This is a genomic window from Kribbella hippodromi, from assembly GCF_039531045.1.
GTDB lineage: Bacteria > Actinomycetota > Actinomycetes > Propionibacteriales > Kribbellaceae > Kribbella > Kribbella hippodromi.
The window spans coordinates 1-26,040 of the sequence record NZ_BAAAPH010000043.1 but is presented as its reverse complement, the minus strand read 5'-3'; the positions used below and the strand labels follow the sequence as shown (position 1 = coordinate 26,040).

Sequence of the window (26,040 nt, the reverse complement as noted above, 5' to 3'; positions counted from 1 at the left end):
CCCAGCCCAAGCACTAGCCGAACTACTCGTTGCTTAGACCACTGGACCCCGCCCCACAACAAGAGTGGAGATCCCGGCTTGTGGCGGGTGCCGGTCAGGGGGTGCAGGTGCCGCTCGGGGTGCAGCAGCCTTGGCCGTGCCAGGCTGATCGGGCTTCTTTTGTGGCTGCGGCGGCGATGATCAGGCCGGCGATTGGGTCGGCCCAGGTCCAGCCGAGGGTGGTGTTGAGGAGGAGGCCGAGGAGGAGTACGGCGGACAGGTAGGTGCAGAGGAGGGTTTGGGTGGAGTCGGCGACGACCGCGTTGGAACCCAGGGCTTTGCCGGTGCGGCGTTGGGCCCAGGAGAGGAACGGCATCACTGCCAGGGAGGCGATGGCGAGGCCGATCCCGACGGGTGAGGTTTCGGGCTCGGCGCCGGTGATCAGGGCGCGGATCGATTCGAAGCCGACGTACGCGGCGAGGCCGAGGAAGGAGAACGCGAGCAGCTTGAGGGCTTTGCGTTCGCGGGACTCCGGGAGCGGATGGCGGAATTGCCAGAGGATGATCAGGCCGCTGGAGACTTCGACGACCGAGTCCAGGCCGAATCCGACCAGCGCGACCGAGCCCGCGACCAGGCCGGAGGAGATGGCGACCACGGCCTCGACCACGTTGTACGCAACGGACGCGCCCGCGAGTAACCGAGCCCGCCGCCCGAGCCGCGCCCGCTCAGCCGGATCAACCACCCACGCACTACCACTCCCGAGCCGCAGCCCCTCACTCATCCGCCGGCCCTCAAACCCCGCCGCCCGGCAGCCCCAGCCTTGACACTCTGCCGTCCGGAAGCGCCGGCCTTAGCAACCTCCCGGCCGGATGCGCTGGCCTCCGCAGCCCGCCACTCGGAGGGGCCGGCTTTGGCGGTCTGTTGCTCGGAAGGATCCGGGCTCTCGTTTGGGAGGCCGTAGATCGGGCAGAGGGCGACGGCGTCGCCGGTGAGTGACAGGAGGCGTTCGGCCGCCGAGAGCAGGTCCATGGTGGCCTCGGGATGGGTGAGGCGGAACAGCGAGGCGCGTCCTTGCGGGCGGGACTCGACCAGGCCGCAGTCGCGCAGGCAGGCGAGGTGCTTCGAGACCGTCGACTGCGCCAGCCCGAGATGCTCGGTCAGATCCACGACCCGGTGCTCGCCGAGCGCCAAGTGCCGCACGATCGCCAGCCGCGAGCCATCACTGAACCCATGGAACAGACACCCCGCCACGGCCAGCGCCTCAGCCTCATTGATCGCCATTCAGCGATGTTATCGCGAAGTGGGACGTTTGGATATCCGGGTCAGCACGTACGCGGTCGGCGTCGCGCCGTTGTACCTGAGCAGCCGTTCCCGCACGACCTTCAAACCGCGCTCCCGTTCGACCGCCGCGCGGAGCAGCCGCTTGTCCTCGGTCAGTAGGACAGCTCGTCCCTCGCCGGCAAGTACGCGATCGAGCTCGCGGACCACAGCCGGGTACAGCTCACGATTGCCCCGATGACTGCCCACCTGCTTCCCGAACGGAAGGTTCGCCACCACGCGGTCCACGCTCCCATCGCTCACGGGCAGCGCCTCGGCCAACCCGCGTACCAGCGCTGGGTGGCTGAGGTTTCGGGCGGCGAGCTCCAGTGCGTGCGGATCACGGTCGATCCCAAGCAGGCGGGCAGTCGGCACCCGCCGGCGTACGGACAACAGAATCGTCCCCGTCCCGCAGAACGGGTCAACGACACACTGCCCCGGGCGCACTTTCGCCAGCCGGGTCAGCACTTCGGCAACCACCAGATTAGTTGACCACGGCAACCGTTCGAGCGGCCCGAACCGCCGCATCCACGCCAGCGCGGGCACCTCCGCACCATCCACGGCAACCGACGAATACAACGGGCACCGAACCAATTCATCAAGCGCCCCGTCAACCATGCACTCCACGGCCCCCACCGACACCTGCCGTACGGAATGCACGGCCACCATCCCGCGAAGCTCTTCGATCAGAAGATCAGCCGCGCCATCCACCGTACGCAACACAAACCGGCCGGCGACGCGGGACAACCCACCGCACCCCGGCCCGAAAAACCCAGCCACCCAAGGCTCCCGGAACTCGCGATCGACACATCAGCCGAAGCGCGGCGCAGGCGCAACCAGACCAACTCCACCGGAGCCAGCCGCACACCCACACCTTCCAGTCACCTCATCACCACCCAACCTATTCCGCGGACGCCGCGAACGCACCTGAATATTCGACCGATCCGTGGGTGGGCCTGTTCAACTGAGCGGCCAGATCGCCTGTTGAATAAGTAGAATTGGCGGGTGACGGCGACTCGGATCTACACGGTTGAACAGTTGCTCGAGGTGCTTGATCAGGTGGTGGAGGCGAGCGGCCGCGGGGACCGGTCGCGTACGTCCGCGGCGGACTACTGGAGCAACCTGCTGACGACGCCGGGACACCCGCTCACAACTCAACTTCCCGATGAACCGCTGGTGGACTGGCATGAGCGCGGTCTGCTCGGGGAGCTGGTGGGGGCGCGGGTGCTGGATGTTGGTTGTGGGGGTGGGCGGAACAGCCGCTGGTTCGCCGAGCAGGGTGCCGTGGTGGATGGTGTGGATCTCGCGGGCGAGCTGCTCGACCAGCTTCGCCCGACATTGCCGGCCGCAGTGACGCTCACTAAGGCTGATGTACTGCGGGATCCGCTCCCGTACGACCAGTACGACCTGGTGTACGACTCCGGCTGCTTTCATCACATCGCGCCGCATCGGCGGATCACCTATCTCGAGCGAGTGCTTCCACTGGTACGGGCGGGTGGGCGCTTCGGGATCGTCGCCTTTGCCGCCGAGCGGATGGAGACGCCTGCCGATGCCGACATCGTGAGTTCAGGCGATACGTACGGTGGGATGTCCTTCTCGCTCAATGACCTTCGGGCGATCTTCGACGCGCTCTCCCCGGTTGAGCTTCGCGCGGTGCGGGACGGACGCCCTAACGCCTTCGCGCCGGACTTTCTGAATGCGGCGCTCTTCAGCAAGCCGAATACGGTGGTTGTATGACTGGTGAGCGGACGTTGCGGCTGGATGTTTTGTATTGTGCGGTGGCGGCTGTGGGGTTGGTGGGGTTTGCGGGGCCGTTGGCGGAGTTGGCTGGGGTGCCGGCGATGGCGGTCGGGGTAGCCGGGGGTGGGGTGCTCGCGTGGTCTGGGTTGCTTGCGTACCTGACTGCCAAGGCGCCGCGTAGGCAGGCGCTTCGGGTGGTGCTTGTGGTGAATCTGGTTGCCACCGTGGGGATTGCCGTTGCCGCGGTGACCAGTCAGCAGGTGGTGCTCACGGTGTTGCTGGCGGCGGTTGCCGTGGAGGTGGGGGCGTTCGCGCTCACCCAGGCGCTCGCGCTCAAGACCATCAACCGTCAACCCGCCAACTGATCAGCCCGGCACTTCTCGACGAGCACCCCACACACCGCGCGTCGCCCGGCGGTCGCGGTCAGCCGTTGTGAACACCCCGTTGCCGGGGTCATTTCAACGTTGTAAAGTGCTGCTGCCACTACCAGATCAGCAGCACGGGAGAGAGCATGTCGCAGCCTCGGGCCGAGTATCCGCGTCCGCAGTTCGTCCGGTCGCAGTGGGTCAATCTGAACGGTGACTGGGGGTTCGAGATCGATCGGTCGGACTCGGGGCTGGAGCGTGGGCTCCGGGAGCGCGAGCTGGAGCGGCGGATCGTCGTACCGTTCGCGCCGGAGACCGAACTGTCCGGGATCGAGGACGTCGACTTCATGGAAGCGGTCTGGTACCGCACCACGGTCACGATCCCGGCCGACTGGGACGGCAAGGACGCGGTGCTGCACTTCCAGGCCGTCGACCACGACGCGACCGTCTGGGTGAACGGCACCGAGGTGGTCCGGCACCGCGGTGGGTTCACGCCGTTCAGCGCCAACCTGCGCCAGGTCACCAAGCCGGGCGAAGAGGCAACGATCGTGGTCCGCGCGCGCGACACCCACCGGGGTCCGCAGGCGCGCGGCAAGCAGAGCCAGCTGTACGCGAACCACAGCTGCCTCTACACCCGCACCACCGGCATCTGGCAGACCGTCTGGCTCGAGGCCGTCCCGCCGGTGCACCTGAAGCGCCCGCGGATCACCCCGGACGTGGCCGGCTCCAGCTTCCACCTCGAGGTGCCGGTCTCGGCGAACCAGCCCGGCCACTCCATCCGCGCCACACTGAAGGACGCCGACGGCGAGGTGACCACCGCGACCGTCCGCGCCGACCTCGACCTGGCCCCGCGCCTGACCCTGCCGGTTCCCGCCGACCGGGTCCGCCTCTGGGACACCACCGACCCGCACCTGTACGACGTCCGCCTCGAGCTGATCGATGCCGAGGGCAACGTCTTGGACGAGGCGGACTCGTACGCCGGGCTCCGGTCGGTGAGCATCAACGGCAAGGCGATCCTGATCAACGGCAAGCACGTGTTCCAGCGGCTCGTACTGGACCAGGGCTACTGGCCGGAGAGCCTGATGACCGCGCCGTCCGAGGAGGCGATCGTCCGCGACATCGAGCTCAGCCTCGCGGCCGGGTTCAACGGTGCGCGGCTGCACCAGAAGGTGTTCGAGGAGCGGTTCCTGTACCACGCGGACCGGCTCGGCTACCTGGTCTGGGGCGAGTTCGGCGACTGGGGTTCCGGCGTCGGCGACACCGGCGACGACAACCAGCAGCCGACCGCGTCGTACGTCGGCCAGTGGCTCGAAGCGGTCGAGCGGGACTACAGCCACCCGAGCATCATCGGCTGGTGCCCGCTGAACGAGACGCACCAGCTGCTGCACGACCGGATCACCCAGCTCGACGACGTCACCCGCGCGATGTTCCTGGCCACCAAGGCCGCGGACACCAGCCGTCCGGTACTCGACTCGTCCGGCTACTCGCACCGCGTACCCGAAACCGACGTCTGGGACTCGCACAACTACGAGCAGGACCCGGCCGAGTTCGCGAAGCAGATGGCCGATCTGGTCAACGACAAGCCGTACGGGAACACCCGGGACGACAAGGCACTGTCGCTCGCGTACGACGGGCAGCCGTACTTCTGCAGCGAGTTCGGTGGCATCTGGTGGAACGCGGAGAAGGCGGCCGCCGGCAAGAGCGGGAACTCCGCGGACTCCTGGGGGTACGGCCAGCGGGTCGCGAACGAGGAGGACTTCTACGTCCGCTTCGCCGGTCTGATCGACGCACTGCTCGACAACGAGCTGATGTTCGGCTACTGCTACACGCAGCTGACCGACGTGTTCCAGGAAGAGAACGGCATCTACAACTTCGACCGCAGCACCAAGCTCGACGTCCCGCGGATCAAGGCGATACAGGAGCGCCAGGCCGCGTACGAGAAGGACTGAGCTACAAGAAGGACTGACTTACGAGATGGACTGAAGCGCGAGGCTGCCGGCCGCGACCAGGATCCAGAGGATTGCTCCGAGCAGGAGCGGCCTGGGTCCTGCGTCGCGCAGCTCACGCGGCCGCAGCGATAGTCCGATTGCAACTAGTGCCGATGTAATTAGTACGGTTCCTACTATGCCGAGGGTCGGCAGCCAGGACTCGGGTACGGCGCCGGCCGACCGAAGACCGGCGGCAGCAATGAAGCCGATCAGGAACAGCGGCACGAGCTTGCGCCACGGCAGCGGTCGCCGGATCGAGGCGGTGGCGCCCTCGTACGACCCCTCGGATGCGGCGTCGAGCGCACGAGCCGCCCGGTTCTCGCGGCGGATCTTCAACGCGACCAGCGTCAGCACGATCGGGATCAAAGTCAGCGAACGAGTCAGCTTCACCACGATCGCCTGATCACCAGCCGCCTGGCTGTACGCGTAACCGGCCGCGACCACCGACGAGGTGTCGTTGACCGCCGTACCCGCCCACAGGCCGAACGCCTCCGAGCTCATCCCGAGCAAATGACCGAGCGGCGGAAACGTCAGTACGGCAACGATGTTGAAGGTGAAGATCGTCGCCATCGCGTACGCGACCGAGGACCGTTTCGCGCCGATCGCCGCCGTCGCGGCCGCGATGGCCGAACCACCACAGATCGCGGTACCGACCCCGATCAACGTCTGAGTGTCGCCGCGTACGCCGAGCAGCCGCCCGAAAATCCACGCCCCGCCGAGCGCGAGCGCGAGCGTACCCAGCATCACCGGCAACGACGAGACGCCGACGCTGGCGACCTGCTGCAATGACAACCCGGTCCCGAGCACGACGATCGACAACTGGAGCAGCGTCTTCGAGGCGAAGTCGTACCCAGGCCGCCGCACCTCCGCCTGCAGCGCCGGAATGAACACGCCCGCGAGCACACCGAGCAGGATGCCGAAGACCGGACCTCCGACCAGCGGCACCAGCCGCCCGAGCGGAACCGCGACGGCCGTGATCACCAGCACGATCAGCAGCCCAGGCAGCCGACGGCCGGCAGGCCCGAGGCGGCGTTGCACCGATGAGGCGACGCGGCGATAGGCGACGGAGGCGGGGTGAGTGTGACGTGCCCTAACCTCGACCTGCACCACCAGCCGGTCCCTTCCGTTCGAAATGTGCGTACATTTACGGTAGGAGATGACCGGACATTTGGCAACCGCGGGAAGGGACGGATGGGCGTACGGAGGCTGGACCGCAACGGTGGCGAGTCGTTGTGGAAGCAGTTGCAGGCGGATCTCGTCCGGCGAGTGCGGTCCGGGGAGTTCGACGCGTCGTTCCCGGGCGAGCTGGCCCTGGTCGAGGAGTACGAGGTCAGCCGGCACACGGTGCGCCAGGCGCTCGGACAGCTGCGTACGGACGGCCTGATCGTCGCCGAGCGCGGTAGGCAACCGCGAGTCGCCGCAGTACCGGAGATCCGGCAGCCGATGGGCGCGCTGTACAGCCTGTTCTCCTCGGTGGAGGAGTCCGGCCTGCCCCAGCGCAGTGCGGTTCGCGTACTCGACGTACGCGCCGACGGCGTGATCGCGGCCCGGCTGAACCTGGAGGAGTCCATCCCGCTGCTCTACCTCGAGCGCCTCCGGTACGCCGGGGATGAGCCGCTCGCGCTCGACCGCGTCTGGCTCCCGGCCGCCCTGGCCGAACCACTGCTCGACGCGGACTTCACCCACACCAGCCTGTACAACGAGCTCGCCGAACGCACCGGCATCAACCTCGACCATGGCCGCGAAGACATCCGCGCCGTCAACCCGACCGCGGCCGAACGCGCGTTGCTGCACTGCCCGCCCGACGCCGCCGTGTTCGCCATCACCCGCCAGGGCACGGCGCAGAACCGGCCGGTCGAATGGCGGCACACGGTGGTCCGCGGCGACCGGTTCGCGCTGTCCGCCGAGTTCTCCGCCAACACCGGCTACCGCCTCACCCCAGCCCCGAGCAGCACCGCGCTGACCCAAGCCTGGTAAGCAAGCCCGGCAACCAAGCGCGTGCTGTAAATCATGCGCAGGCGGTGATCGGGCTCGGTGATACTGGGCGCATGACGGTCAAGGAACTGCGGTTGGTCGTGACAGCGGACGACTACGAGGAAGCGGTCGCGTTCTACCGGGACATCCTCGGCCTGCCCGAGCGGGCGTCCTACTCCTCCCCCGACGGCCGGGTCACGATCCTCGAGGTCGAGCGGGCCACGCTGGAGATCGCCGACCCCGGGCAGGCGGATTTCATCGACGAGGTAGAGGTCGGCCGCCGGGTCGCCGGGAAGTACCGGGTCGCGTTCGAGGTCGAGGACTCGGCCGCCACCACCAAGCAACTCGCCGACGCCGGCGCCGCGGTCATCGCCGAGCCGACCCGGACGCCGTGGAACTCGCTGAACGCCCGCCTCGAAACCCCCGGCGGGATCCAGCTCACCTTGTTCACCGAGCTTGACCTCAAGTGAACTGGAAGTGTTGAGGTGGTCGGCATGTGGAACCACGAAAGCCTCGACCTCGACGCCTACCTCGACCGGATCGGGTACGGGCGGGTGGCGCCGTCCGCGGATGCGTTACGCGAGCTGCATCGGGCGCACGTACTCGCGATCCCGTTCGAGAACCTCGATGTCGTACTGGGCACGCATCCCGGGATCGGACTGGACGCGATCCAGCACAAACTGGTCGGCCGCCACCGCGGTGGGTACTGCTACGAGCACGCACTGTTGTTCGGTGCGGCACTCGAACAGCTCGGGTTCGAGGTCGTACGCCGGGTGGCGCGCGTACAACCACACAAGTCCGGGCCGCGTACGCATGCGCTGTTGAAGGTCGGGGTGGAAGGTCAGGAGTTTCTGGCGGATGTGGGGTTCGGCGCGGGGCAGCTTTACCCGACTCCGTTGAAGGACGGGATCGTGGTGGATCAGGCCGGCTGGGATCACAAGCTGACCCAGGAGGGCGATCTGTGGACGCTGTCGAAGCGGACCGCCGACGGCTGGGAACCGCAGCACGCGTCGAATGACGAACCGGTCCGGCCGATCGACTACGAGGTCTACCACCACTACGTGTCCACGCACCCGAACTCCCCGTTCACCGGTCGCCCGGTGGTGATGCGAGTCGCGGACGGCGTCGTACGCCGCTTGGTCGGCGACACCCTCACGATCGAACACGCCAACGGCGAAACCACCACCCGCACCATCCCACCCACTGGCCTTCCCGACACCCTCGCCGCACTCGACGTAGTCCTCAACGACGAGGAAGTAGACCGCCTGCGGCTCCTCTGACCCTTCCGGCGGAGCTTGAACACTCCGCGAAGAGTGCGGACACCTGTTCAGCTGTCCACGGCCCCCGCCGAGTGTTCACGGTCCACATCCGGCAGCTCTACAGGTAGTGCACCCCCGAGACGCTGTACACGCCCACCCCACCACGCTCAAGTGCACTACCCCACTCAAGACACATCCTGTCCAGCCGCACACGACGAGGTCGGCGTCTCCGTGCGGAAGGACTCGCCGAGTTGGGGGCCGAGCGGGAAGTAGTGGCGGAAGCTGTAGATGAGTGGGGACCAGGCGGCGGGGTCGACGTAGGACGTGCCGGGTACGACGACATGCTCGGCCGCGTGCACCCGGAGTACTCGAGCCTGGGCGATCAAGAAGTTGCCTTGAGCATCGATCTCCGCCTGCACCGACCGCGCCTCGAACTGTAGAGGGCATCCCGCTACCCGGGGCGGGGCGACGAGCTCGGACGCAACCGGCGTCAACCCAGCGGCCGCGAACTTCTCCCGTTCGTACCGGAAACGCTCCTGCTTGTGCTCCGGAACCGGACGCCGGCCAGTCAGATCCGCCAGCCGCTCAACCGCCTTCCACTGCTCCGGAGACGGGTAGTTGATCACCACCTCCGCCCGCGCCCGCAGGTTGATCGCGGTTTGCCCGGACAGTCCGACACCGAGGACAACGACGTCGCCGAGCGCCCAGGCGGACGACATCGGCGCGAGATTCACGGTGCCGTCCTCGTTGATCGTGCTCAGCAGGGCGACCGGAGTGCCGACGTACAGGATCGAGGGTTCGATGGTCAGGTGGGTCATGGGATCGACGCTAGGTACCAGATTGTTCGGCCGTGGCCGGAGTGTCGGGGCGGCATGATGGGGGCATGACTGCCGAAGGCGAGGAGTTGGCCGGGTGGGCGCGGATGCTGGCCGACGGGACGCGCGCGACCGTCTGCTTGGCGTTGCTGGACGGGCGGGCCTGGACGGCGACCGAGCTGGCCAAGGTCGCGAAGGTTTCGCGGTCGACGATCAGCGAGCACCTCAACCTGCTGGTCGCCGGTGAGCTGCTGACCGAGGTCCGGCAGGGACGGCATCGGTACGTGAAGCTGGCCGGCCCGGATACCGCCGAGCTGATCGAAGGACTGGCGGCCCTCGCCCCGCGCCGTACCGAGGTGGTGAACAGCTTGTCCGCCGTGAGCCGGCGGGACGCGTTCGCCCGGGCGCGGACGTGCTACGACCATCTGGCCGGCAAACTCGGCGTCGCCCTCGCGGACGCGATGACCGAGCGGGGCTTGATCGACTGGTCGGACGGGATCGCGCTGACGCCGGAAGGCCAAGCCTGGCTGGCGGATCTCGGCATCAAGGTGGAGCCGCGGCGCGGGCGTCCGGCCGTACGCTCCTGTCTGGACGTGACCGAGCGGCGGCCGCATCTGGCCGGGGCGGTCGGTGCGGCCTTGTGCGCACATGCGTTAGGGAACGGGTGGGTGACGCATATCCCAGGCGGTCGCGCACTGAAGGTGAACGGCGCGGTGCAGGAACTCGGACTGCCGACCGGAGTGGTCCGAAGTCTGAGAACTGGATGACGGAACACGCTCTCAAGAGGCGAACGGCCGCGATTGCCCCTAGCCTTCGGCCATGACTGAGTTCGAGTCCGGCACCGAGCTGGTGTCCAACCTGCCTCTGCCCAGCCACGTGATCGTCCTCGCGGACGGCCAGTGGCGGCGCGGGTGGCTGATCGGCCGCGAGCACGAGGAATCGGGATGGACCGCGATGGTGCAGTACGAGGGTGACGACGGCCAGGAGCGGACGGAACGCCTGCCGGCGGACCGGATCGCCCTGCCGGAGTCGAGCGGCCCGACGGAACAAGCGTCCTAGGGAGGGAACGCGGCGCGAGGGCCCCCGGGTGAGCATCACCGGGGGCCCTCGTGCGTAACGCACTGCCGGGCGCCTCGGGCGGCGTCGAGAATCCCGGCCCAGGCCCTTCGGGCGGATTGACCTGGGACGGGAGCCTCAGTGGCGTTACGTACGGTGTATCGGCGCTCGACGCCCCGCTGTTACAGGTTTCGGGTGACTTTCTTCCGGGCTGACACGCCCGTGACAGGTCGGTGGCAGGGTCAGTGACAGGCCAGAGCCGGACGTGCGGCGACCCCGGTGCACGTCCCTGAACACCGGGGTCTCGATCGATGGCCTCTCGAGCGACCACCGCTCTTCATCGTCTGGTGCCCCAGCCAGCCGTAGTCATTCGTGCTCACGCGGCAACAATCAGAAGTGCACCGCAAGTAGGACACGTCCGGTCTCCGAGCTGCGGATGTCCAAGGCCCGGATCTCGTTGCGTTGCAGCTTGGTGGTGGCAGCCGGCTTCACCGTCGTACCCGGCGCGGACGTCCAGCTGGCGACCAGCTGCGCCTTGCCGGAGGTGTCCGTGACGTACAACTCGTACCCGCGGCCGCGTTCGTTCGGCGTCGCGAGTTCGTTGTACCGGCAGCTGATCTCGATCGTCGTACCCCACCGCTCCGGCACCAGCCGGGCGTCCGCGGTCAGCTTGCTGTTGACGGTCGATGCGAGTACGACATAGTCGCCCTTGGGTTGGTCGCGAGTGAGCGGGATCGCGATCACCACCCCGACCGCGGCGGCCGCGACGGCGACGCCGGTCATCAGCGCGCCCAGCCGGAGCCGCCGCTTCCGCCGGTCGCGCTGCACGCTGCGCGTCAGTCCTGGCAGGAGATTCGGTGGGTCGGCAGCGATCGTCGCCAGCGCACGCTCGGCCGGAAGGGCGGCCAGCGCACCCGGTACGCCGGCCAGCGATGCGACTTCGGCAGAACAGTCCGCACAGCCGTGCAGATGTTCCTCGTACGCGCGCCGGTCCTTTGCCGACAGTGCGCCGAGCAAGTACGCCGCGTCCCACTCGCAGTACGGCTCACTCACTGGCTGGTCACCCCCTTCTCCTGCAGCGCCAGCTTCAACGCGCGGAGCCCGTAGTGCAACCGGGACTTCACGGTGCCGGAGGGGATGTCCAGCTCCTCGGCGATGTCAGTCACGGTACGGCGGCCGTAGTACGCGCGGACGATCACCTGCCGGTGCTCCTCGGACAGTTGCGCGAGTGATTCCGCCACCAGCCAGGCGTCCAGTACGGCGTTGGCGTGATCGGCGCTCGGGTTCTCGGGGAGGTCGTCGCTGGCGACCTCCCGGCTGACCCGGGCGCTGCGCCGGTCGTCGATGACCAGGTTGCGGGCGACCGTGTACAGCCAGGCGCGGGCGCCGGCTTCGTCCTCGGTGAGGATGTGCGGCCGCCGCCAGGCCCGGAGCAGCGTCTCCTGCACGACGTCCTCGGCCAGGCGGTCGTCACCGGTGAGCCGGACGACGAAGCGCCAGAGCGCGGGCGCGTGCACGTCGTGCAACTCACGCAGCATCGCCGCCCGGTCATCGGCCATCGGCGCTCCTGCTCGGTGGGACTGCGGCTCGGACATCGGTCACTTCGCTGCGGGTACCGGTTGTGCTGCTGTCCGCTGCACCGACCAGGCACCGCTGCCGAGGAAGGCGATCAGCAGGAAGGCGAAGCAGAACATGGCCGCCAGCTCGCCACCATTCTGCACCGGCAGCAAAGCGCTGGTCTGGTGCACGGTGAAGTACGCGTACGCCATCGATCCGGAGCAGAGCAGCGCGGCGTACCGGGTGCCGAGCCCGAGCATCACCAGTGCGCCGCCGATCGTCTGGATGAGTGCCGCCCACCAGGACGGCCAGGCCAGCAGAGCGAGTTTCTCGGTCCCGAGGACGCCGAACAGCGCGGCCGCGCCGTGGGTCGCAAACAGGAATCCGACGACGATCCGGAACACGCCGGTCACTTCACGCTGAAAACGATCGAGCACCTGCACAGGGCCTCACTCCTCGCGGTGGGTTTGGTCTTGTGCCCGGTTCAAACGATTGAACGCTCTACTTGGTTCAACTGTGCGTGGCGTGAAGATCACATTCCGAATCGATTGTTTTCTGGCGGCCGAGTTGGTAACCGCGTGTCGCGATGGTGAGGCCGGCGCCCCAGGCGACGTACGCGGGGACTGCTACCCAGAAGAAGCTGTCCGGCAGGCCGATGTCCGCGTACACGGGCTCGCCCTGGACAGCGGACGTGATCATTTGGATCAGACCGACGCCGAAGTACGCCGTGATGCCGATGCCCAGGGCGTACCCCGGAAGGAGCAGGATCCAGCGCGGGAAGTACCTGCCGAGGGGATGCACCAGCAAGAACGGCAACAACGTCCCAACCAGGAGGAATCCGCCTTCGAACAAGATCAGCGAGAGGCTGCTTCCGTACGGGGTGTGCCCGAAGCCGACTACCGCCTGGGCGCCGATTCTGATCAGGCATCCGGCGACCGCGAGAGACGCCCCTGCGGTGGGGACCCAGGCGGACCAGGGTTTTGGGGTGGGTTGGTGCTGGCGGGCGATGAGGACGAGCAGGACGGCGCCGGCGACCGCTGCCAGGCGGCTGAGCATGCCCCTTGCGTCGAAGGGGATGCCCAAGCCCGGAAGGACGGCGGCAACCAGGTCGAGCAGGAGGAAGGCGGCGGACGCGATCCAGGCGGCTGCCAAGGCCCAGAGCAGGCGCGGGCGGATCTTGAGCATGGCGAGGGCGGTGAGTAGGCAGCCAGCTACGGAGACCCAGTTGGGGACTAGTAGGTCGTCGCCTGGGAGCTTCCAGGTTGGGGCATGGCCAGTTGCAAACCAGATGCGTACGCCGCCGTACGCGACTGCCCATCCGACGACTGCGCGTTTCATGTCGCCAGTCTGTTCGGGCGTACCGGTCAGTGGATCACCCTTCGGAGGGAATGGCCTCCATCGTCAGCGTGAGCTCAGCTGTCCTTGGCGTTTCGGATCTCGACCAGCAAGCGAATGAAGGTCTTGCGGTCGGCCGGGGAGAGGGCGGTCAGGACGCTCTCCTCGCGGGCCTGGATGTCCTTGCGGACGGCGCGCCGGACCCGGCGGCCCTGGGCGGTGATCGACAGCAACCGGACCCGGCGGTCGTCGGGGTCCGGCGTGCGGTCGATCAGGCCGGCCTGCTGCAGCTCGTCGAGGGTGCCGATGATGCGGGACTTGTCCGCGCCGATCGCCTGCGCCAGCGCGGCCTGGGTCCGGACCGGGGTGTCGTCGAGCGTGCTGAGCACCGAATAGCCCCACATCGACACCTCGTGCGCGGCGAGGATCGGCAGTTCGAGCGCGATCAGTTCCCGCACCAGCGGGTACAGCATCGCCGCCAGATCCGGACGCTCGGTTGCCATAGCCCGAAAGGTAGCATTGGCGAAACGATAGGCGCCCGCATATGATGTGCGCATGCCTACTATTGATTACGTCGCGCTCGACGCCGAAGCCGTCCGGGCCAGCATCGAACTGGTCAGCGCGGTGACCGCGGACGACCTGGCCCGGCCGACGCCGTGCCGGGCCTGGACCCTCTACGGCCTGCTCGCCCACATGGCCACCCAGCACTATGGTTTCGCCGCCGCCTCCCGCGGCGAGTCCGACCCGGCGGTCTGGAAGCTGGTCGACCTCGGCGACGACCCGGCGAAGGCGTACGTCGCTTCCGCCGAGCACGTGCTGGCGGCGTTCGGCGAGGACGGGGTCGCGGAGCGGTCGTTCCCGCTGCCCGAGTTCGGTCCGGGGCTGTCGTTCCCGGGTGCGCAGGCGATCAGCTTCCACTTCATCGACTACGTGGTGCACAGCTGGGACGTGGCGAAGTCACTCGGCGTGACGGTTTCGTTCTCGCCCGAGGTGCTCACGGCTGCCCGGGGCGTGACCGACGCGATCCCGACCGGCGACATCCGGACGGCGCCGGGGACGCCGTTCGCCGCGGATGTTCCGTGGTCCGGCGACGACGTGCTGGACGGCATCGTCGCCCACCTGGGCCGCAACCCGGACTGGAAGGCCTGACTCGGCCCGGAGCCTGCTTGGGCCGGGCTCAGCTTGGGCCGGATGGGTCTGCCGGGATGTAGCTGCCCGCGGTGTGGGTGTTGCTCTCGGCAACCGTCCGGCCGGGCTTCGGTGTGGATGGCCGGCCCAACAGGGCATCGTATTCGTGCCGGAACATGGTCAGGTACGCCGTACCCGTCACCGTCCCATCGTCGCTCCGATCAACCCGCGCGCCACCGTCCCGATCAACCCGGCGGCGCTCGTACCCGAGGTGATAGACGACACCAGCCTTCACCGTCACGATCTCCGCGGTCTCGAACACCGAAGTCTCATTGCGGTTCCCAGTCGTATCGGTGACTCGCTCACCGGCCTGCTCCCCGCTCGACGCGCCGGCCTGAGCACCAACGGCCGGCGCCGAGCCACCACCGGACCGCGCAGCAGGCAGCGTCCGGTTGCTCTTCGTCGTCAGTTGAGCAATCCGCTGCTGCCGATCGATCTGACCGAGCTGCGCGGTCCCGTCCGCAACCACCTGCAGGCTCGTCAGCTCTGCCCGGACCTGTACGGCCACCATCCGCGCCGTACGCCCCGGCACCGGCAACTGCACCATCGTGTGCCCGTCCGTCGAAGCGATCCGCTCGAAAGCAGCGAGCCGGGCCGCGGCGGACAGCATGTTCTCCAGCGCAATCCGGTGCTGCGCGACACCAGCCGCAGTGAGCAGGTCGGACTTCATCAACCTGTTGCTGACTGTTTCGACGAGCCCATCGGCTGTCGTTCCCTCCACAACAGTTCCGCTCGGCAGCGGTACGCGGCCGGTATGCACGGTCCGCGACGGCTGCGCATTGATCACCGACGCCGGTACGAGCTGCGTCATCCGGCCGGTCAGCGTACGCGCCTCGGCGCCGTCGATCTCTACGCTCAGGTGGAACGCGCGCGAGACTCTTTTCGTCTTGCTCCACAGGGATCTGGTCATCCGGGTGTTCTGCTCGGTACTCGATGCCGTGGTCGCTGTACCGAGATCGGTGCCGAGGCCGGTGGTCGCGGAGGCGCCTTGCGTCATCGCGGCGCCGGCTTGACCGCTGTACGTCGTGCTGCCCGTGACGCTGCGACCGGCTTCGTGGTAGTCGTAGTTCTGGATGATGTTGAAAACGTTCTCCTTGCCGCCCTCGTCCGGTACGCCGTCGATCGTGATCGGGCCGTCGTACGTGAGTTTGAAGCGGACTGTGCGCTGCTGGGAACCACTGGTCGGGTAGTACGCGGCGAACCCGTTGGTGCTCAGCATATCGTCGAGATGCCCACGCCACCGCAGCCCCGCCAGATCGCCTCGCAAGGCCGCCGCCAGCACCGGGTCATCGAGCGCCGGTTGGCCGAGTGCATTGATCACCTCGGCGAACAGGTCCGTTTCGTTGCCGTCAGCATCCAGCAGCACGCTCTCGTCAACCACGGCCGCGCCCATGGAGTTCTCGTAGAGCTCTGGGAGAGTTACCTCGGTGCGTTGAGCCACCAGCACCTCCGCCGCCGGCAGAACCAGGTCAAGCGTCGGGTACGCCACTTCATCCAACCCAGTGAGGGTGCGAAGGCTCGCCGCGAGCTGTTGCTGGAGGTCTGGGTTCGCCGGCCCGCCCTGTTGCTGGTGGTTGAGTGGTGTGCCGTTGGTGAAGCGGCGGAACAGGGCGACCGTTGTCTGACGATCCAGATCCAGCGCACCCGTGAGGACCCGGTTGACGGCATCGGCCACCTTGGTCGCGGGCAGGTCGAGTTCGCCTCGCCCGTACAGCTTGAGTGCGTTGCGCTCCGGAAGCGTCAGCATGATTGCGCCGTTGCTCAGCTGCACGGTGCGCGGCGCGGCGCCGATCGCCTGCAGTTCGGCTTCCAGGACCAGATCACCCCAGAACTGGTAATGCTGTCCGTCCCGAATCCCCAGCCGTTCGATCCCGCCGATCTGAGTCTCGCTCGCACCAACCGACCGGCTTCCGGTCCGGCTGCCGCCGAGCGAGCCACCTGCCGAGTCACCGTCAACGCCGACCGCCCCGAGACTTCCACTGAGCCCAGCGGTGTTGCCGGTCGACGAACCAATCGAGATCCCTGAGCTCTGGAGTGTCAGGTTGATCTCGCCGTTCACCGGACTGCCGGCACCGACGTACCGGAGGTTCTCCACGGCCGAGCTGATTGTCAGACTGGCCTGTCCGGTGGTCAGGCCGTTCTGCAGCTGGGCCTGCGCCGGGTTGGACGGGGCCGGGCTGATCATCAGGTTGGTCCGGTACGGCGCCGTCAAGAGCTCCGGGCGCGCTGCCAGGTTACGCGGGTTGAGGAAGGCACTCAGGTGATGCAGCGCTGAGCTGTCACCGCGAGCGAGCTCTGGGAGTACGGCGGTCAGGCGCCGCACCGGATCACCGGCATCGACCGCCTGAAATGTTGCCGACTGCAACGAGAATGGATTGACCCGGCCCGCAATTGCTGTCGTCGCGCCGTTGGAGTTGCAGAACTCGCGGTCGATGGAGAGCCGGGCAGTGCCTTCGACCTCCGCGATCGGCGCCGAGTCGCCGGTGGTGGTGACCTCGGTGACCACGAGCGTATGCGGCACTTCGAACACCGCAACCTCGCCCGTGCTCTCTGTCAGCGAAACCCGGTTCACCGTGCTGCCCGACGACCAACTGATCGAACGACCACGCGACGATCGTCCGTAACTCGGCCCTCCGTCCGGCGTCGAACCAGCCTGACCGATCGCCGGTTTGTTGCCGAAGCCAACCTTCGCCGACCATGGCAGACTCCGCGACCATCCACCCGACCGGCTGGTGGTATTCGTCCCGATATCGAGATTGACCACAGTCTCGCCCGTACTCACCCCGATCAGCCGCGCGTCACCGGGATGCGGCCGAACCACGATCCGGTACGTACGCTGTTCCGGCGGAAGCCCGGTCCGATGCAGATCGAGCCGGAACACGATCCCTTCCTGTGCCGCCGGGTCGTACCCAGTCTCCAGCCGATGCTTCGCCAGCTGCTGGGCCACCCGCTCAAGATTCGCCAACTGCTCCGCCGTCGGGGCCTGTCCCGGCACTAGTCCTTGCTCTTCAAGGTGACTGAGGACCTTCTGCAGGGTCTTATCGGCACCTGTGAACTCCTGGACCAACGCTGGCCCCGCGCCGCGGATCTGATGGCGGCCAGGCTGCATCCAGACCGGGAGGGCGATCGGTTCCTTCGTCGGCTGCGGATCGCCGCGGAGCAGTACCCGTCCGTCGACGCCGTGCTGTGGTTGCCCGTCCGGATCGAGGACAAGCGCGTCCGCCGGTACCGGCAGGCCGTACCGGAATGCGTCGTTCTCTGGCATCCGCAGGATCGCGTCTCCAGCGGTGGTCAGGGAGAAGCCAGGTTTTCCGTCGAGCCGCTCGACCGTCAGCCGGTGCTCGAGCCGTAGCTTCACGCCGAGTGTCGGCTGCATTCGCTGCACGCTGGGGTGAATCGCCGTGTCACCGGTGCTGATCGTCACATCCTGGCCAGTACTGCGACCCGCTTTCGCGCTCGGCCCCGCATCCCAGCTGGACGAGCCAAGATCCGTCAACGCGGTGCCGGCGTAGCTCACCGAGCCCGCGACCGACGTACCGCTCGAAAACGTCTGGCTGCCGGACGTACCGGAGAACCCGACTCGAAGCCGCTCGACCTTGTGATCGCTCGAACTGTCGCTGAGCAACGTCGCGCGATCCCACACTGCCACCGTCTCCAACCGCGCGTACGCGACCGGTCGCCCGCCATTGGTGATGATTCGCGTCAAGCCGCCGGGGCGAGTAGCTTCTGTCAATCGACCAGGACCGTCCTCGGTCAGCAATCCGCGCAACTGATCATGCCCAACCCGGTCGAGCGATCCAAGTCGTTGCCGCAGGCCCGCAATTGCCTGATCGGCGAGCTCGCTCAAACCGTCGACCCGCGACGCGACATGCTCCGGCAGTTCAGTCCGCCGATCGTCGCCAGGTCCCAGGGTGATCGTCTCATTGGGAGCGCCGACGGTGTAGGAGTGGCTGAACCCGAGATCCAGTGTCGACCCGTCGTGCTCGGCTCCGCGACTCACCACGTGATGCGCCGACCACGCGGCAACTGCCGACGTACGCATCCGCCACGACCACCGCGGTCGCGTCGACCGGAACCGCAGTACCTCCCCTTGGATCACCTCGACCGATCCCGGCAGTCCGTACTCCGTCGCGCCGCCGGTCAAACTCCGGCCGGTGTTCCGCGCGTACTCGATGCTCGGAGCAACCAGATGGGAGACGGCCTTCATCGGGTTCGTCTCCGGAAGCGCCGCCAGGGCCGGGGCCAGGCTCAATGAACCGTTGTGCCCAAAGGTTGTGGTGGTGGTCGTGCCGACGTTGTACCCACCTTGCACCAACTGACCGAGCTGGGCTTCCTCGAATGTCGCCGGGGCATCAAGTACCTCTCGCAGTTCGCCGGGCTGCAGCGTGATCTCGAACTGGATCAGCCGGCTGACATCGGCCTGCGGATCATTGCCGACGGTCAGGACGACGCCACCCGGTGAAAGTACGCGGCGCGTCTCGGCGCGCAGTGTCCGGTGCAGCATCTCCGGTGTGAAGCGGTGCGCGCTGCCCTGCGCGGCGAGTGCCTGGTTGAGCTGCTCGGTCAGTGCGGTTAGGTGCGGCAACCTGCCGGAGACGGTTGCCGTCTGCAGGACGTCCTTAGATGGTAGGGAGTCCTTGAGATGCTGCTGGTAGAGGTTCTCCTCGTGCCGGGCAGTCTGTAGTGTCGCCTGGCTCGGGTCGGCGCGGAACGTCTCCCAGGCGGCGCGGGCACGCTCGGCGTGGCGCGCGGCCGTCGTACACACTGCAGCGATTGCCTGGTGGCGCTTGGACTTCCCCGTGTCGTCTGTTGTCGCTGCACTGGCCAGCCGGGCAGCTGCCCTCGCTGTGAGGTCAGACTGCTGTTGGTGCAAGGCGCGGGCGTGCTGCCCGGCGTACGTGGTCCAGTCGAGCGGGTCGCGCTCTTGCTGGATGAGCCGGGCGGGTACGGCACGCGCCTGGTCGGCGGTGAGCGCACGGTGGAAACTCACTCGAGCTGCCAGCGCCCGTGCATCAGCGGAACTCCACATCGGCGTACGACGTCGTTCCGCGGTGCCGATGAGGTCAGCGGCGATGTCCACGATGCGGCGGCCGGTACTGGTGTGCGCACGGACTTGCTCCAGGGACAGCGGGCCGTACCGGTCATTGGTGGTCTGCTGGATCTTGGCGGCGATCAGGGCGGCGTTCTCCGCGTTGACGCTCGGCAGGTGGTGACGGCCTGCCCAGGTCAGGTCGGTGAGGTTGCGGCCGTTCAGCGGGTCGTGGTGCAGGACAGAGGCGCTGACCGGGCGGTTCTCCGGTCCGCCCAGACGTACATGTGGGTCCAGGCCTAGCTTGTGCGTGGCGTTGGCGTACTGGGAGAGCGTGCTGGAGATGTCGACGTACACCTCGGTCAGCTCCTGCAGCTCAGTCGGTTGGCCCTGGTCGAACTGGTTGAGCAGGCGTTGGCGCTGGTCGTCCAGACCGGCTAGGCGCGTCAGTAGGCGGCTGAGCTCGGCGGACGGCTGCAGGTCGAGGTCCTGGCGTTCGGACTCGATGAAGCGGCCCAAGGCGGTTGTCGGCTGCGGCCGGTTGCGCGGTGGCTTGCCGTCGATGTGGTCACCGAGGCGGTTCACCTGGTGTACGGCGTCCGCGGCCGCTGCACGATCCCGGTCGAGTTCTGTCGCGGCACGCTGCTCGGCGCTGCGGTCACGTACGTCGAGGTCCGCTTTGACCCGCATCCGGCGGCGCAGGTACTTGGCGTAGTAGCTGACCGGCTGGAACGCACCCGCTACGGCGGCCAGGTCCAGGTAGATCGGGTCGAGGTGGAAGCTGTGCACCATCCAGGCGGCGACGCCGACACCCGCACCGCCAATGGCTGTCGCGCCGGCCGCGTACCAGCGCCGGTTGGTGGTCGCCTCGCGGTCCGGGTGGATGACTGGCGACCACGGCGGCAGTGGTGGGATCTGCAGCTCTGTCTGAGGTGCGGTGGGGTTGGCCAGCAGGTGGTCGAGTTGATCGAGTACCGGGTCGGCGAGTGCTTCGGAGCGGGTCTGCACTTCCATGCGGAGCAGTTCGAGCCAGTTGTGGACGCGGCGGTCGAACGCGTGGCGGTTCGCTTCCGCGTGAAAGGCCTCTACTACGCCGGACACTGCGCCGATGGCGCCTAGGCGGGTCATTGCCTCGAGTACAGTCGCGGTGGCCGCGGCCAGTTGCTGTTGGACGTACACGCTGGCGGTGCGGTTCGCGAGGGGTACCACACCGAGCAGGAGTTCACGGATCGCGAAGAGCGGTTTGGCGGGGATGACGCCGCGACCGGTGTGGTCCGTTGGCGCGTCGAAGTTCCAGGTCGGGAGGTGGACTTTGCTCTGTCGTTCGTTGCCTAGGGCGTTCAGTCTGGTGAGTACGTCGGAGGCTCGCCGCAGCTCACCGACCAGCTGCCGCCAGCTACGCCACTGGTAGTCGCGGACCCTGCGCTCGTCGTCGAGCGTTGCTTGGTGCTGCGCAAACCGGTAGTGCGCGTACCCGACAACCGCCGCGGCTATCCCAATAGTCGCGCCCACAGCCAACGGCGGTACAACGAGCGCCATCGGCAACGCGGCAGCCGCCAACGGCACTGAGCTCCGCAGCGGATAAGTCCACCACTGTGCAGTCAGAGGAGGCGCCTTCTCCACAGGAGCTGGCAGTCCAGCCCGCGGGCCTCCTTTAGTGGCTTGAGGGTTATGCGTGGTGGTTGCTTTGAGGACTTGTTGGTAGGCGGTGCGGATTGTGGTGGTGATGGTGGCGTGTTGGGGAGCTCGGGACTGTTCGTCCAGGTCTCGGCGGTAGTTGCGGCGGTTTGACTTGGTCTGCTCGTCGCGCGACTCCACGAAGCGGTTGACTACTGCGCGGAGGGGCCACGCGAGGGCTGCACCGGTGAGAACGGCGGCTGCCAGACCGACCTTGCCGTGGTCTGCGAGGACAGCCGCTGACACCACCCCGGACGGCACAGTCTCGGCGAAACCAAGGATCAGCTCCGCCCGGAGGCTCGGCAGTGAACTCACACCATTGTCGATCGCCCGGTTTATCCGCTGCAGCAGACTCGGCTCCAGCTCCGCGACAGCGGCAGCCAGTTCATGCGGAAGCGCAGCCCGCAAGTCGTGGTTGTCGATCACCCCCAACGCCTGAGCGAGTTCGGCAAAGTGCCTCCCCGCCGTACGCCGCTGCCGCCACGAATCAGCATGCTCTCGCTGACCCAGCAACGCCTGAAGCTTCGCGAACACAGCAGCCACCGCGTGCTGATCAGCCGGCGCGATCTGCTGTGTGAACTCATCCATGCCAAGCGCGCCAAGTACCGCGGCCTGATCCGTCCCGTGGTTCTCGACCAGCTGGCGCAGCAACGGCTGCTCGCGAAGAACCTTCTGCTGACTGACCGAGAGATCTCCACCAACGGCAACGTCAGGCTGTTGTGCAAAGTGCTGAAAAGCCCTGTGGACAAAGCGATTCACGGCATCAGAACGCGTACCATTAGTTGCGAGGGCATCAACAGGGAGGTCTCTTGGACGAAGTACACCAGGATCAGTGATCCGATCCTCGACGTGGTCGATTCGCGGCATCACCGTGTCCGCCAGCCACGTGAACGCCAGGTTGCGATGCAGTGCATTTCCGACCCGTCGCCGCAACCCCCGCGGCAACGGCGGCAGGTCCCGGATGCGCAGTGCTGCAGTCGATCCAGACCTCGCCGACGAACGCTCGAACTTGTTCATGTGCTGCAGCAACAGCCGCAGCTCCTTCCGTACCCGGTGCGGCGATTCCCCCGCGTCCAGGCTGTCGAGCAGGTACCCCACCTCCGCTCGCCGGCCGGCGCGTTCCTGAGCCGCTGCCGATTCACCGCGGTACGCCGCCACCACACCCGCAATCGCGTTCGCAACAGCGCGACCGACAACCTCATCCCGCGCCCGTGGCGACACAGTGATCCGCGCCCAGTCGGTGGCAGTAGTTGTACGTTCCCAACGCACCGGCCCGGCATTCGTGAAGTCACCGGAGACATCCAGCAGCGCGGTCACCTGCTCGCCCGAGTCCAAGGTGATCGTCACCCGATCCGCGTCAACCGTCACCTCCGCCGCCTCAGCCCGCGCGGCTGCCACCGCGCTACCGATCCGCGTTACAGCAGCCTGCGTGGCCGCCCGTACCCCCTCGGCATCCGCTACCCGTCGCCCATCCCCCCGAAAGTCACTCCGATGAATGCTCCCCGCCCCACCCCGCGGCTGGTCACCATGAACCCGCCGATCCCGCTCCTCCGCCGATCCCTGCTTGAGCTTCTCCACAGCCGCCGCGAGCAGCTCATCACTGCCGTCGACAGCCGACGTCGCTCCGGCAGAGAGGGGCTCCAACCCGGTGAAGTCGGCCGGCCGGAAGTTGCCGTGCTCGTCCACAGCCGCGGTCAGCCCGGGGTGGTGGTAGCCGAGCGCGCGCAGGCGGCGTACGTAATCGTGCAACTGCAGCACCGTGTCGAGCGTGACGTCGCCACCCGTCGTGGTGGGTTCGGTCGCGTACCCGATGTACGGAGCGCCGTCGATCGTGGTGGTGATCAGACCGAGCGGAACAGGCGCGTACCCAGTACGTGCCGCGATGAGCGCACGTTCCAGCTCGGCAACCACCTCCGTACGTGCGTGCGGAGTGTCCGGGACGAGTTTGATCGACGGGTCGACGGCGTCGAGGTGAGCAGCGGTGGTCCAGTCGGTCGACGGCGCCTTGATGGCCTCTGGCAACGACGGGGCGCCGCGCGGTGGGCCGGTCGGGGCGAAGTGCCGGTCCGACCCGAGGCGGTCAGCGGCCCAGGCGATCCAGGTGTCGATGATCTCGAGCGCATCGGAGCCGGCCCGGTTGAAGATCGCCAGGTTGACTCCGGCGACGGCTGCGGGCGGGACCATCGGGTTGGTGGTCGGCAACGGGCGGACGCGGCCCACGTCGTACACCCAGAACCGCCCGTCCGGGGCAATGCCGAACTGCAGATCGGTGACGACCAGACCGTTCGCGACGAAGAAGGCACGGATCGCCAGCAAGCTGTCGAGGCTTGCCTGGGTCGGATGCAGCGGCTGGTCCGGCCCGAAGTCGGGAACGCGTGCCCAGACGTCACGGCTGATGGTCGGGAACCGGTCGGCGACGAACGCATCGCGCTCGAAGAGCGTCGTGTACCGCAGCGGCGCGATCACCTCGGCGGCGCCAGGTTTGCCCAGCAGGTCCAGCGTGCGGTTGAGCTGCTTGAAGAACGACACCTCGATCGTCGGCAGCGCGACCAGCACCACCTTGTCGTACAACGCGAACGCTGCCTTCGAACCACCGACGCCGAGCAGCCGGCCGAGGTGCGGCCCGAGATCGTCGATCGGCACGCCATCGGGGTTGTCCGGGGTGCGCAGGATCAGCGTTTCGCCGGGGCCGAACTCGATCGTGCCCTCGCGGCTCAAGGTGGGATCGGGCTGCGGGTGCAGGGCTTGCCAGCCATCGGAAGTGCGGACGGCGAGGTCCAGCCCCATGATGTTCGCGAGCTGCTGGGACAGCGCGAGGGCGGCAGGGGTCGGTGTCGCGAGGTCGAGTGCGAGCGCCAGGGCCTGGTGCAGGTCGGTCATCACGGCGAGGTGATGCGGGGTCAGCCGGGTGCCTTCGATCTCGAAGGTCTGCTCGTCGGTCGCGCTGATCAGGAAGCGTTTCACCTTCGACGCGTTCGCGGGCAGGACGGCCGCGAGGGCGAGTTCGTCAGCGGTGCGGAGGTCGGCGTACGCGGACTCGACGACACCGGAGCTGAAGGGTGCGAGTCCGCCGCCGTCGTACCGGTTGAGCTCGGCGGGGCGGATGCGGGAGATGTTCGGACCGGGGTTGGTGGCGCGGGAGCGCGGCGGGTAGTAGTTGGGGTGGAGGGGGCGGTTCTCGCGGATGGCATGGACCAGGACTCGGATGATCTTGTACAGCGGTTCCATCCGCTGGTGGTAGCGCGCCTGCTCGAGGGTCTCGCTGCTGATAGCTCCGATCCGGTGCAGCGCGGTGCCGAACTGCGTGGTGAGGAAGGAGTTCCAGGCTTGCCGCAGGCGCGACGGCACACCGCCCTCGGACAGCCAGGCGAGGAACTCCTCGTCACGGACATCCCCCGGTTGGTCCGCGTACAAGTGGTCGATCTGGTGGGCGAGGTCGGGGTCGCGGTGCCGGAGCTGCCGGACTACGTCGAGCAGCTCGTAGCGGGTCTCTGGGCTGAACAGGCGCCACCCGAAGTGCCCGACAATCTCGTGCCAGACCGAGGCGGCGACGTCCTCGGGCGAGGCATGCTCGTTCGCGGCCAGGTACGCGACACCGATCCCGTTCTCCATCCGGAACCGCGCCTGCCACGGGCCAGTCCGCGACAACCCGTACTGCCGAGTCAGCGTCTCCGCATCCGGCCCCACCACAACCCGCACCCGAATCCCCACCGGCAACCGCATCCGCCGCCGAACCCCCGCCACAGCCGCCTCCACCCCCGCAACACTCATCCCCCGCCCACCCCCCGGCTCCACAGCCCTGGACGGCCCGCCGCTCTCCTGCCCGCTCCTGCTGCCAGCCCGGGTCGTACCGCCCGGCCCGGTCCTGCTGCCAGCTCGGGTCGTACCGCCCGGCCCGGTCGTACCGCCAGCTCGGGTCGTACCGCCCGGCTCGGTCGTGCTGCCAGCTCGGGTCCTACTGCCGGGTTCGGTGGTGTTTCCGGGTTCGGTGGTGTTTCCGGGGTGGTTCCGCTCGGGCGAGCTGTCCTGCCGCCGTGCGCGGTCGGTGCCGTCTTCCGCTGGCTTCGGCTGTCTGCGTTGGATCTTGAACGGCTTTGCGACAGGGGTCTGAGGAGGTGCGCTCTCTTGGGTTCCGAGCTGGGTTTTGGCCCAGGTGATCCAGGCGTCGAGGGTGGTCAGCGCGGGATCTTCCGGACCGGTGATCGGACGAGTGCCATCCACGTCGTACGCTCGGAACCGCCCGTCCGCACTGATCGCGAACTGCAGATCTCCAGGCAGAACCTGGTTCTCGATCGCGAACGTCCGCAGCGCTTCCAGGCTCTCCAGCGTTGCCCGCGTCGGCAGACCGGGCCGACTGAGACGCGACTCCGGGTCGGGTGCTTCTTCGTCCAACACGTCGTGGCTGGACGCCGCGAACCGGTCCACGACGATCGCATCACGCCCGAACAAGGTAGTACGCGTATGAATCGGCGCGATCACCTCCACACCACCAGGCAGCGCACGAAGCACGTTCGTCCGCTCCACCTCAGCAGTCAGCGACACCCCCGGATGCGCGACCAACACCACCTTGTCGTAAAACGCGAACGCCGACTTATCCCGCCCAACCCCAAGCCGCACCCCCAGCTGATCCTCGCCAACCTCCACCTCCATCCCAGCCACAGCCCCCACCCGAGGCCTCCGAACCCACTTCCCCCCTTCCCGCACAACCACCCCCCCCCCCCCCCCCCCCCCCCCCCCCCCCCCCCCCCCCCCCCCCCCCCC

General features: G+C 67.6%; 20 protein-coding genes. 9 read left to right on the top strand and 11 right to left on the bottom strand.

Going from position 1 to position 26,040, the window contains the following annotated elements:
- Window positions 1-94: 94 nt before the first annotated feature.
- The 3 genes from ABD260_RS37050 to ABD260_RS37040 are packed head-to-tail and all read right to left on the bottom strand — an operon-like array spanning window position 95 to window position 2,076.
- Window positions 95-760, bottom strand: a complete 666-nt coding sequence (locus ABD260_RS37050; protein ID WP_344241590.1) for a cation efflux transmembrane domain-containing protein — start codon at window positions 758-760, stop codon at window positions 95-97.
- Window positions 757-1,260, bottom strand: coding sequence for a metalloregulator ArsR/SmtB family transcription factor (locus ABD260_RS37730; protein WP_425553499.1), 504 nt, complete (start codon window positions 1,258-1,260; stop codon window positions 757-759). Before ABD260_RS37730 ends, ABD260_RS37050 begins: the two co-directional genes overlap by 4 nt.
- Window positions 1,261-1,269: 9 nt before the next feature.
- A complete protein-coding gene (locus ABD260_RS37040; protein ID WP_344241589.1) occupies window positions 1,270-2,076 on the bottom strand; it encodes a TRM11 family SAM-dependent methyltransferase in 807 nt (268 codons plus the stop codon).
- Window positions 2,077-2,301: 225 nt separating this feature from the next.
- On the opposite strand from ABD260_RS37040, the gene ABD260_RS37035 reads away from it, so the two are divergent.
- The 3 genes from ABD260_RS37035 to ABD260_RS37025 all read left to right on the top strand — a co-directional run bounded on the left by ABD260_RS37035 (window position 2,302) and on the right by ABD260_RS37025 (window position 5,350).
- Window positions 2,302-3,033: a class I SAM-dependent methyltransferase gene (locus tag ABD260_RS37035; protein ID WP_344241587.1), complete on the top strand. Its 732-nt coding sequence runs from the start codon at window positions 2,302-2,304 to the stop codon at window positions 3,031-3,033.
- A complete protein-coding gene (locus ABD260_RS37030) occupies window positions 3,030-3,401 on the top strand; it encodes a hypothetical protein (protein ID WP_344241585.1) in 372 nt (123 codons plus the stop codon). The genes ABD260_RS37035 and ABD260_RS37030 overlap by 4 nt, the downstream gene beginning before the upstream one ends.
- Window positions 3,402-3,547: 146 nt before the next feature.
- Window positions 3,548-5,350, top strand: coding sequence for a glycoside hydrolase family 2 protein (locus tag ABD260_RS37025; protein ID WP_344241583.1), 1,803 nt, complete (start codon window positions 3,548-3,550; stop codon window positions 5,348-5,350).
- Between the two features lie 18 nt (window positions 5,351-5,368).
- Here ABD260_RS37025 and ABD260_RS37020 read toward each other — a convergent pair whose 3' ends face one another.
- On the bottom strand, window positions 5,369-6,499 hold the full coding sequence (locus ABD260_RS37020; protein ID WP_344241581.1) for a YeiH family protein: 1,131 nt from the start codon (window positions 6,497-6,499) through the stop codon (window positions 5,369-5,371).
- An 81-nt stretch (window positions 6,500-6,580) separates the two neighbouring features.
- On the opposite strand from ABD260_RS37020, the gene ABD260_RS37015 reads away from it, so the two are divergent.
- From ABD260_RS37015 to ABD260_RS37005, 3 genes are all read left to right on the top strand, one after another.
- Window positions 6,581-7,366 carry a GntR family transcriptional regulator gene (locus ABD260_RS37015; protein ID WP_344241579.1) on the top strand — a complete coding sequence of 262 codons (786 nt, stop codon included), beginning with the start codon at window positions 6,581-6,583 and terminating at the stop codon, window positions 7,364-7,366.
- A gap of 71 nt (window positions 7,367-7,437) precedes the next feature.
- Window positions 7,438-7,833, top strand: coding sequence for a VOC family protein (locus ABD260_RS37010; RefSeq protein WP_344241577.1), 396 nt, complete (start codon window positions 7,438-7,440; stop codon window positions 7,831-7,833).
- 24 nt (window positions 7,834-7,857) lie between these two features.
- The gene (locus ABD260_RS37005; protein WP_344241575.1) at window positions 7,858-8,643 is read left to right on the top strand and encodes an arylamine N-acetyltransferase family protein; all 786 of its coding nucleotides are present in this window, start codon (window positions 7,858-7,860) and stop codon (window positions 8,641-8,643) included.
- A gap of 164 nt (window positions 8,644-8,807) precedes the next feature.
- Here the strand turns inward: ABD260_RS37005 and ABD260_RS37000 are convergent, their stop codons facing one another.
- Window positions 8,808-9,440 carry a flavin reductase family protein gene (locus tag ABD260_RS37000; RefSeq protein WP_344241573.1) on the bottom strand — a complete coding sequence of 211 codons (633 nt, stop codon included), beginning with the start codon at window positions 9,438-9,440 and terminating at the stop codon, window positions 8,808-8,810.
- A gap of 65 nt (window positions 9,441-9,505) precedes the next feature.
- On the opposite strand from ABD260_RS37000, the gene ABD260_RS36995 reads away from it, so the two are divergent.
- A complete protein-coding gene (locus ABD260_RS36995; protein WP_344241571.1) occupies window positions 9,506-10,204 on the top strand; it encodes an ArsR/SmtB family transcription factor in 699 nt (232 codons plus the stop codon).
- Window positions 10,205-10,256: 52 nt separating this feature from the next.
- Window positions 10,257-10,496: a hypothetical protein gene (locus tag ABD260_RS36990; protein ID WP_184837415.1), complete on the top strand. Its 240-nt coding sequence runs from the start codon at window positions 10,257-10,259 to the stop codon at window positions 10,494-10,496.
- A 387-nt stretch (window positions 10,497-10,883) separates the two neighbouring features.
- Here ABD260_RS36990 and ABD260_RS36985 read toward each other — a convergent pair whose 3' ends face one another.
- The 5 genes from ABD260_RS36985 to ABD260_RS36965 all read right to left on the bottom strand — a co-directional run bounded on the left by ABD260_RS36985 (window position 10,884) and on the right by ABD260_RS36965 (window position 13,888).
- The gene (locus tag ABD260_RS36985; RefSeq protein ID WP_344241569.1) at window positions 10,884-11,546 is read right to left on the bottom strand and encodes an anti-sigma factor family protein; all 663 of its coding nucleotides are present in this window, start codon (window positions 11,544-11,546) and stop codon (window positions 10,884-10,886) included.
- A complete protein-coding gene (locus tag ABD260_RS36980) occupies window positions 11,543-12,052 on the bottom strand; it encodes a sigma-70 family RNA polymerase sigma factor (protein WP_184837419.1) in 510 nt (169 codons plus the stop codon). Before ABD260_RS36980 ends, ABD260_RS36985 begins: the two co-directional genes overlap by 4 nt.
- A 39-nt stretch (window positions 12,053-12,091) precedes the next feature.
- Window positions 12,092-12,493: a DoxX family protein gene (locus ABD260_RS36975; protein ID WP_344241566.1), complete on the bottom strand. Its 402-nt coding sequence runs from the start codon at window positions 12,491-12,493 to the stop codon at window positions 12,092-12,094.
- A gap of 67 nt (window positions 12,494-12,560) precedes the next feature.
- On the bottom strand, window positions 12,561-13,388 hold the full coding sequence (locus tag ABD260_RS36970; protein WP_344241564.1) for a hypothetical protein: 828 nt from the start codon (window positions 13,386-13,388) through the stop codon (window positions 12,561-12,563).
- 74 nt (window positions 13,389-13,462) lie between these two features.
- Window positions 13,463-13,888, bottom strand: coding sequence for a MarR family winged helix-turn-helix transcriptional regulator (locus ABD260_RS36965; protein WP_344241562.1), 426 nt, complete (start codon window positions 13,886-13,888; stop codon window positions 13,463-13,465).
- Window positions 13,889-13,940: 52 nt separating this feature from the next.
- Between ABD260_RS36965 and ABD260_RS36960 the strand changes: the two genes are divergently transcribed.
- Window positions 13,941-14,534: a TIGR03086 family metal-binding protein gene (locus tag ABD260_RS36960; protein WP_344241560.1), complete on the top strand. Its 594-nt coding sequence runs from the start codon at window positions 13,941-13,943 to the stop codon at window positions 14,532-14,534.
- A gap of 28 nt (window positions 14,535-14,562) precedes the next feature.
- Here the strand turns inward: ABD260_RS36960 and ABD260_RS36955 are convergent, their stop codons facing one another.
- A complete protein-coding gene (locus ABD260_RS36955) occupies window positions 14,563-25,929 on the bottom strand; it encodes a hypothetical protein (protein WP_344241558.1) in 11,367 nt (3,788 codons plus the stop codon).
- Window positions 25,930-26,040: the final 111 nt, after the last annotated feature.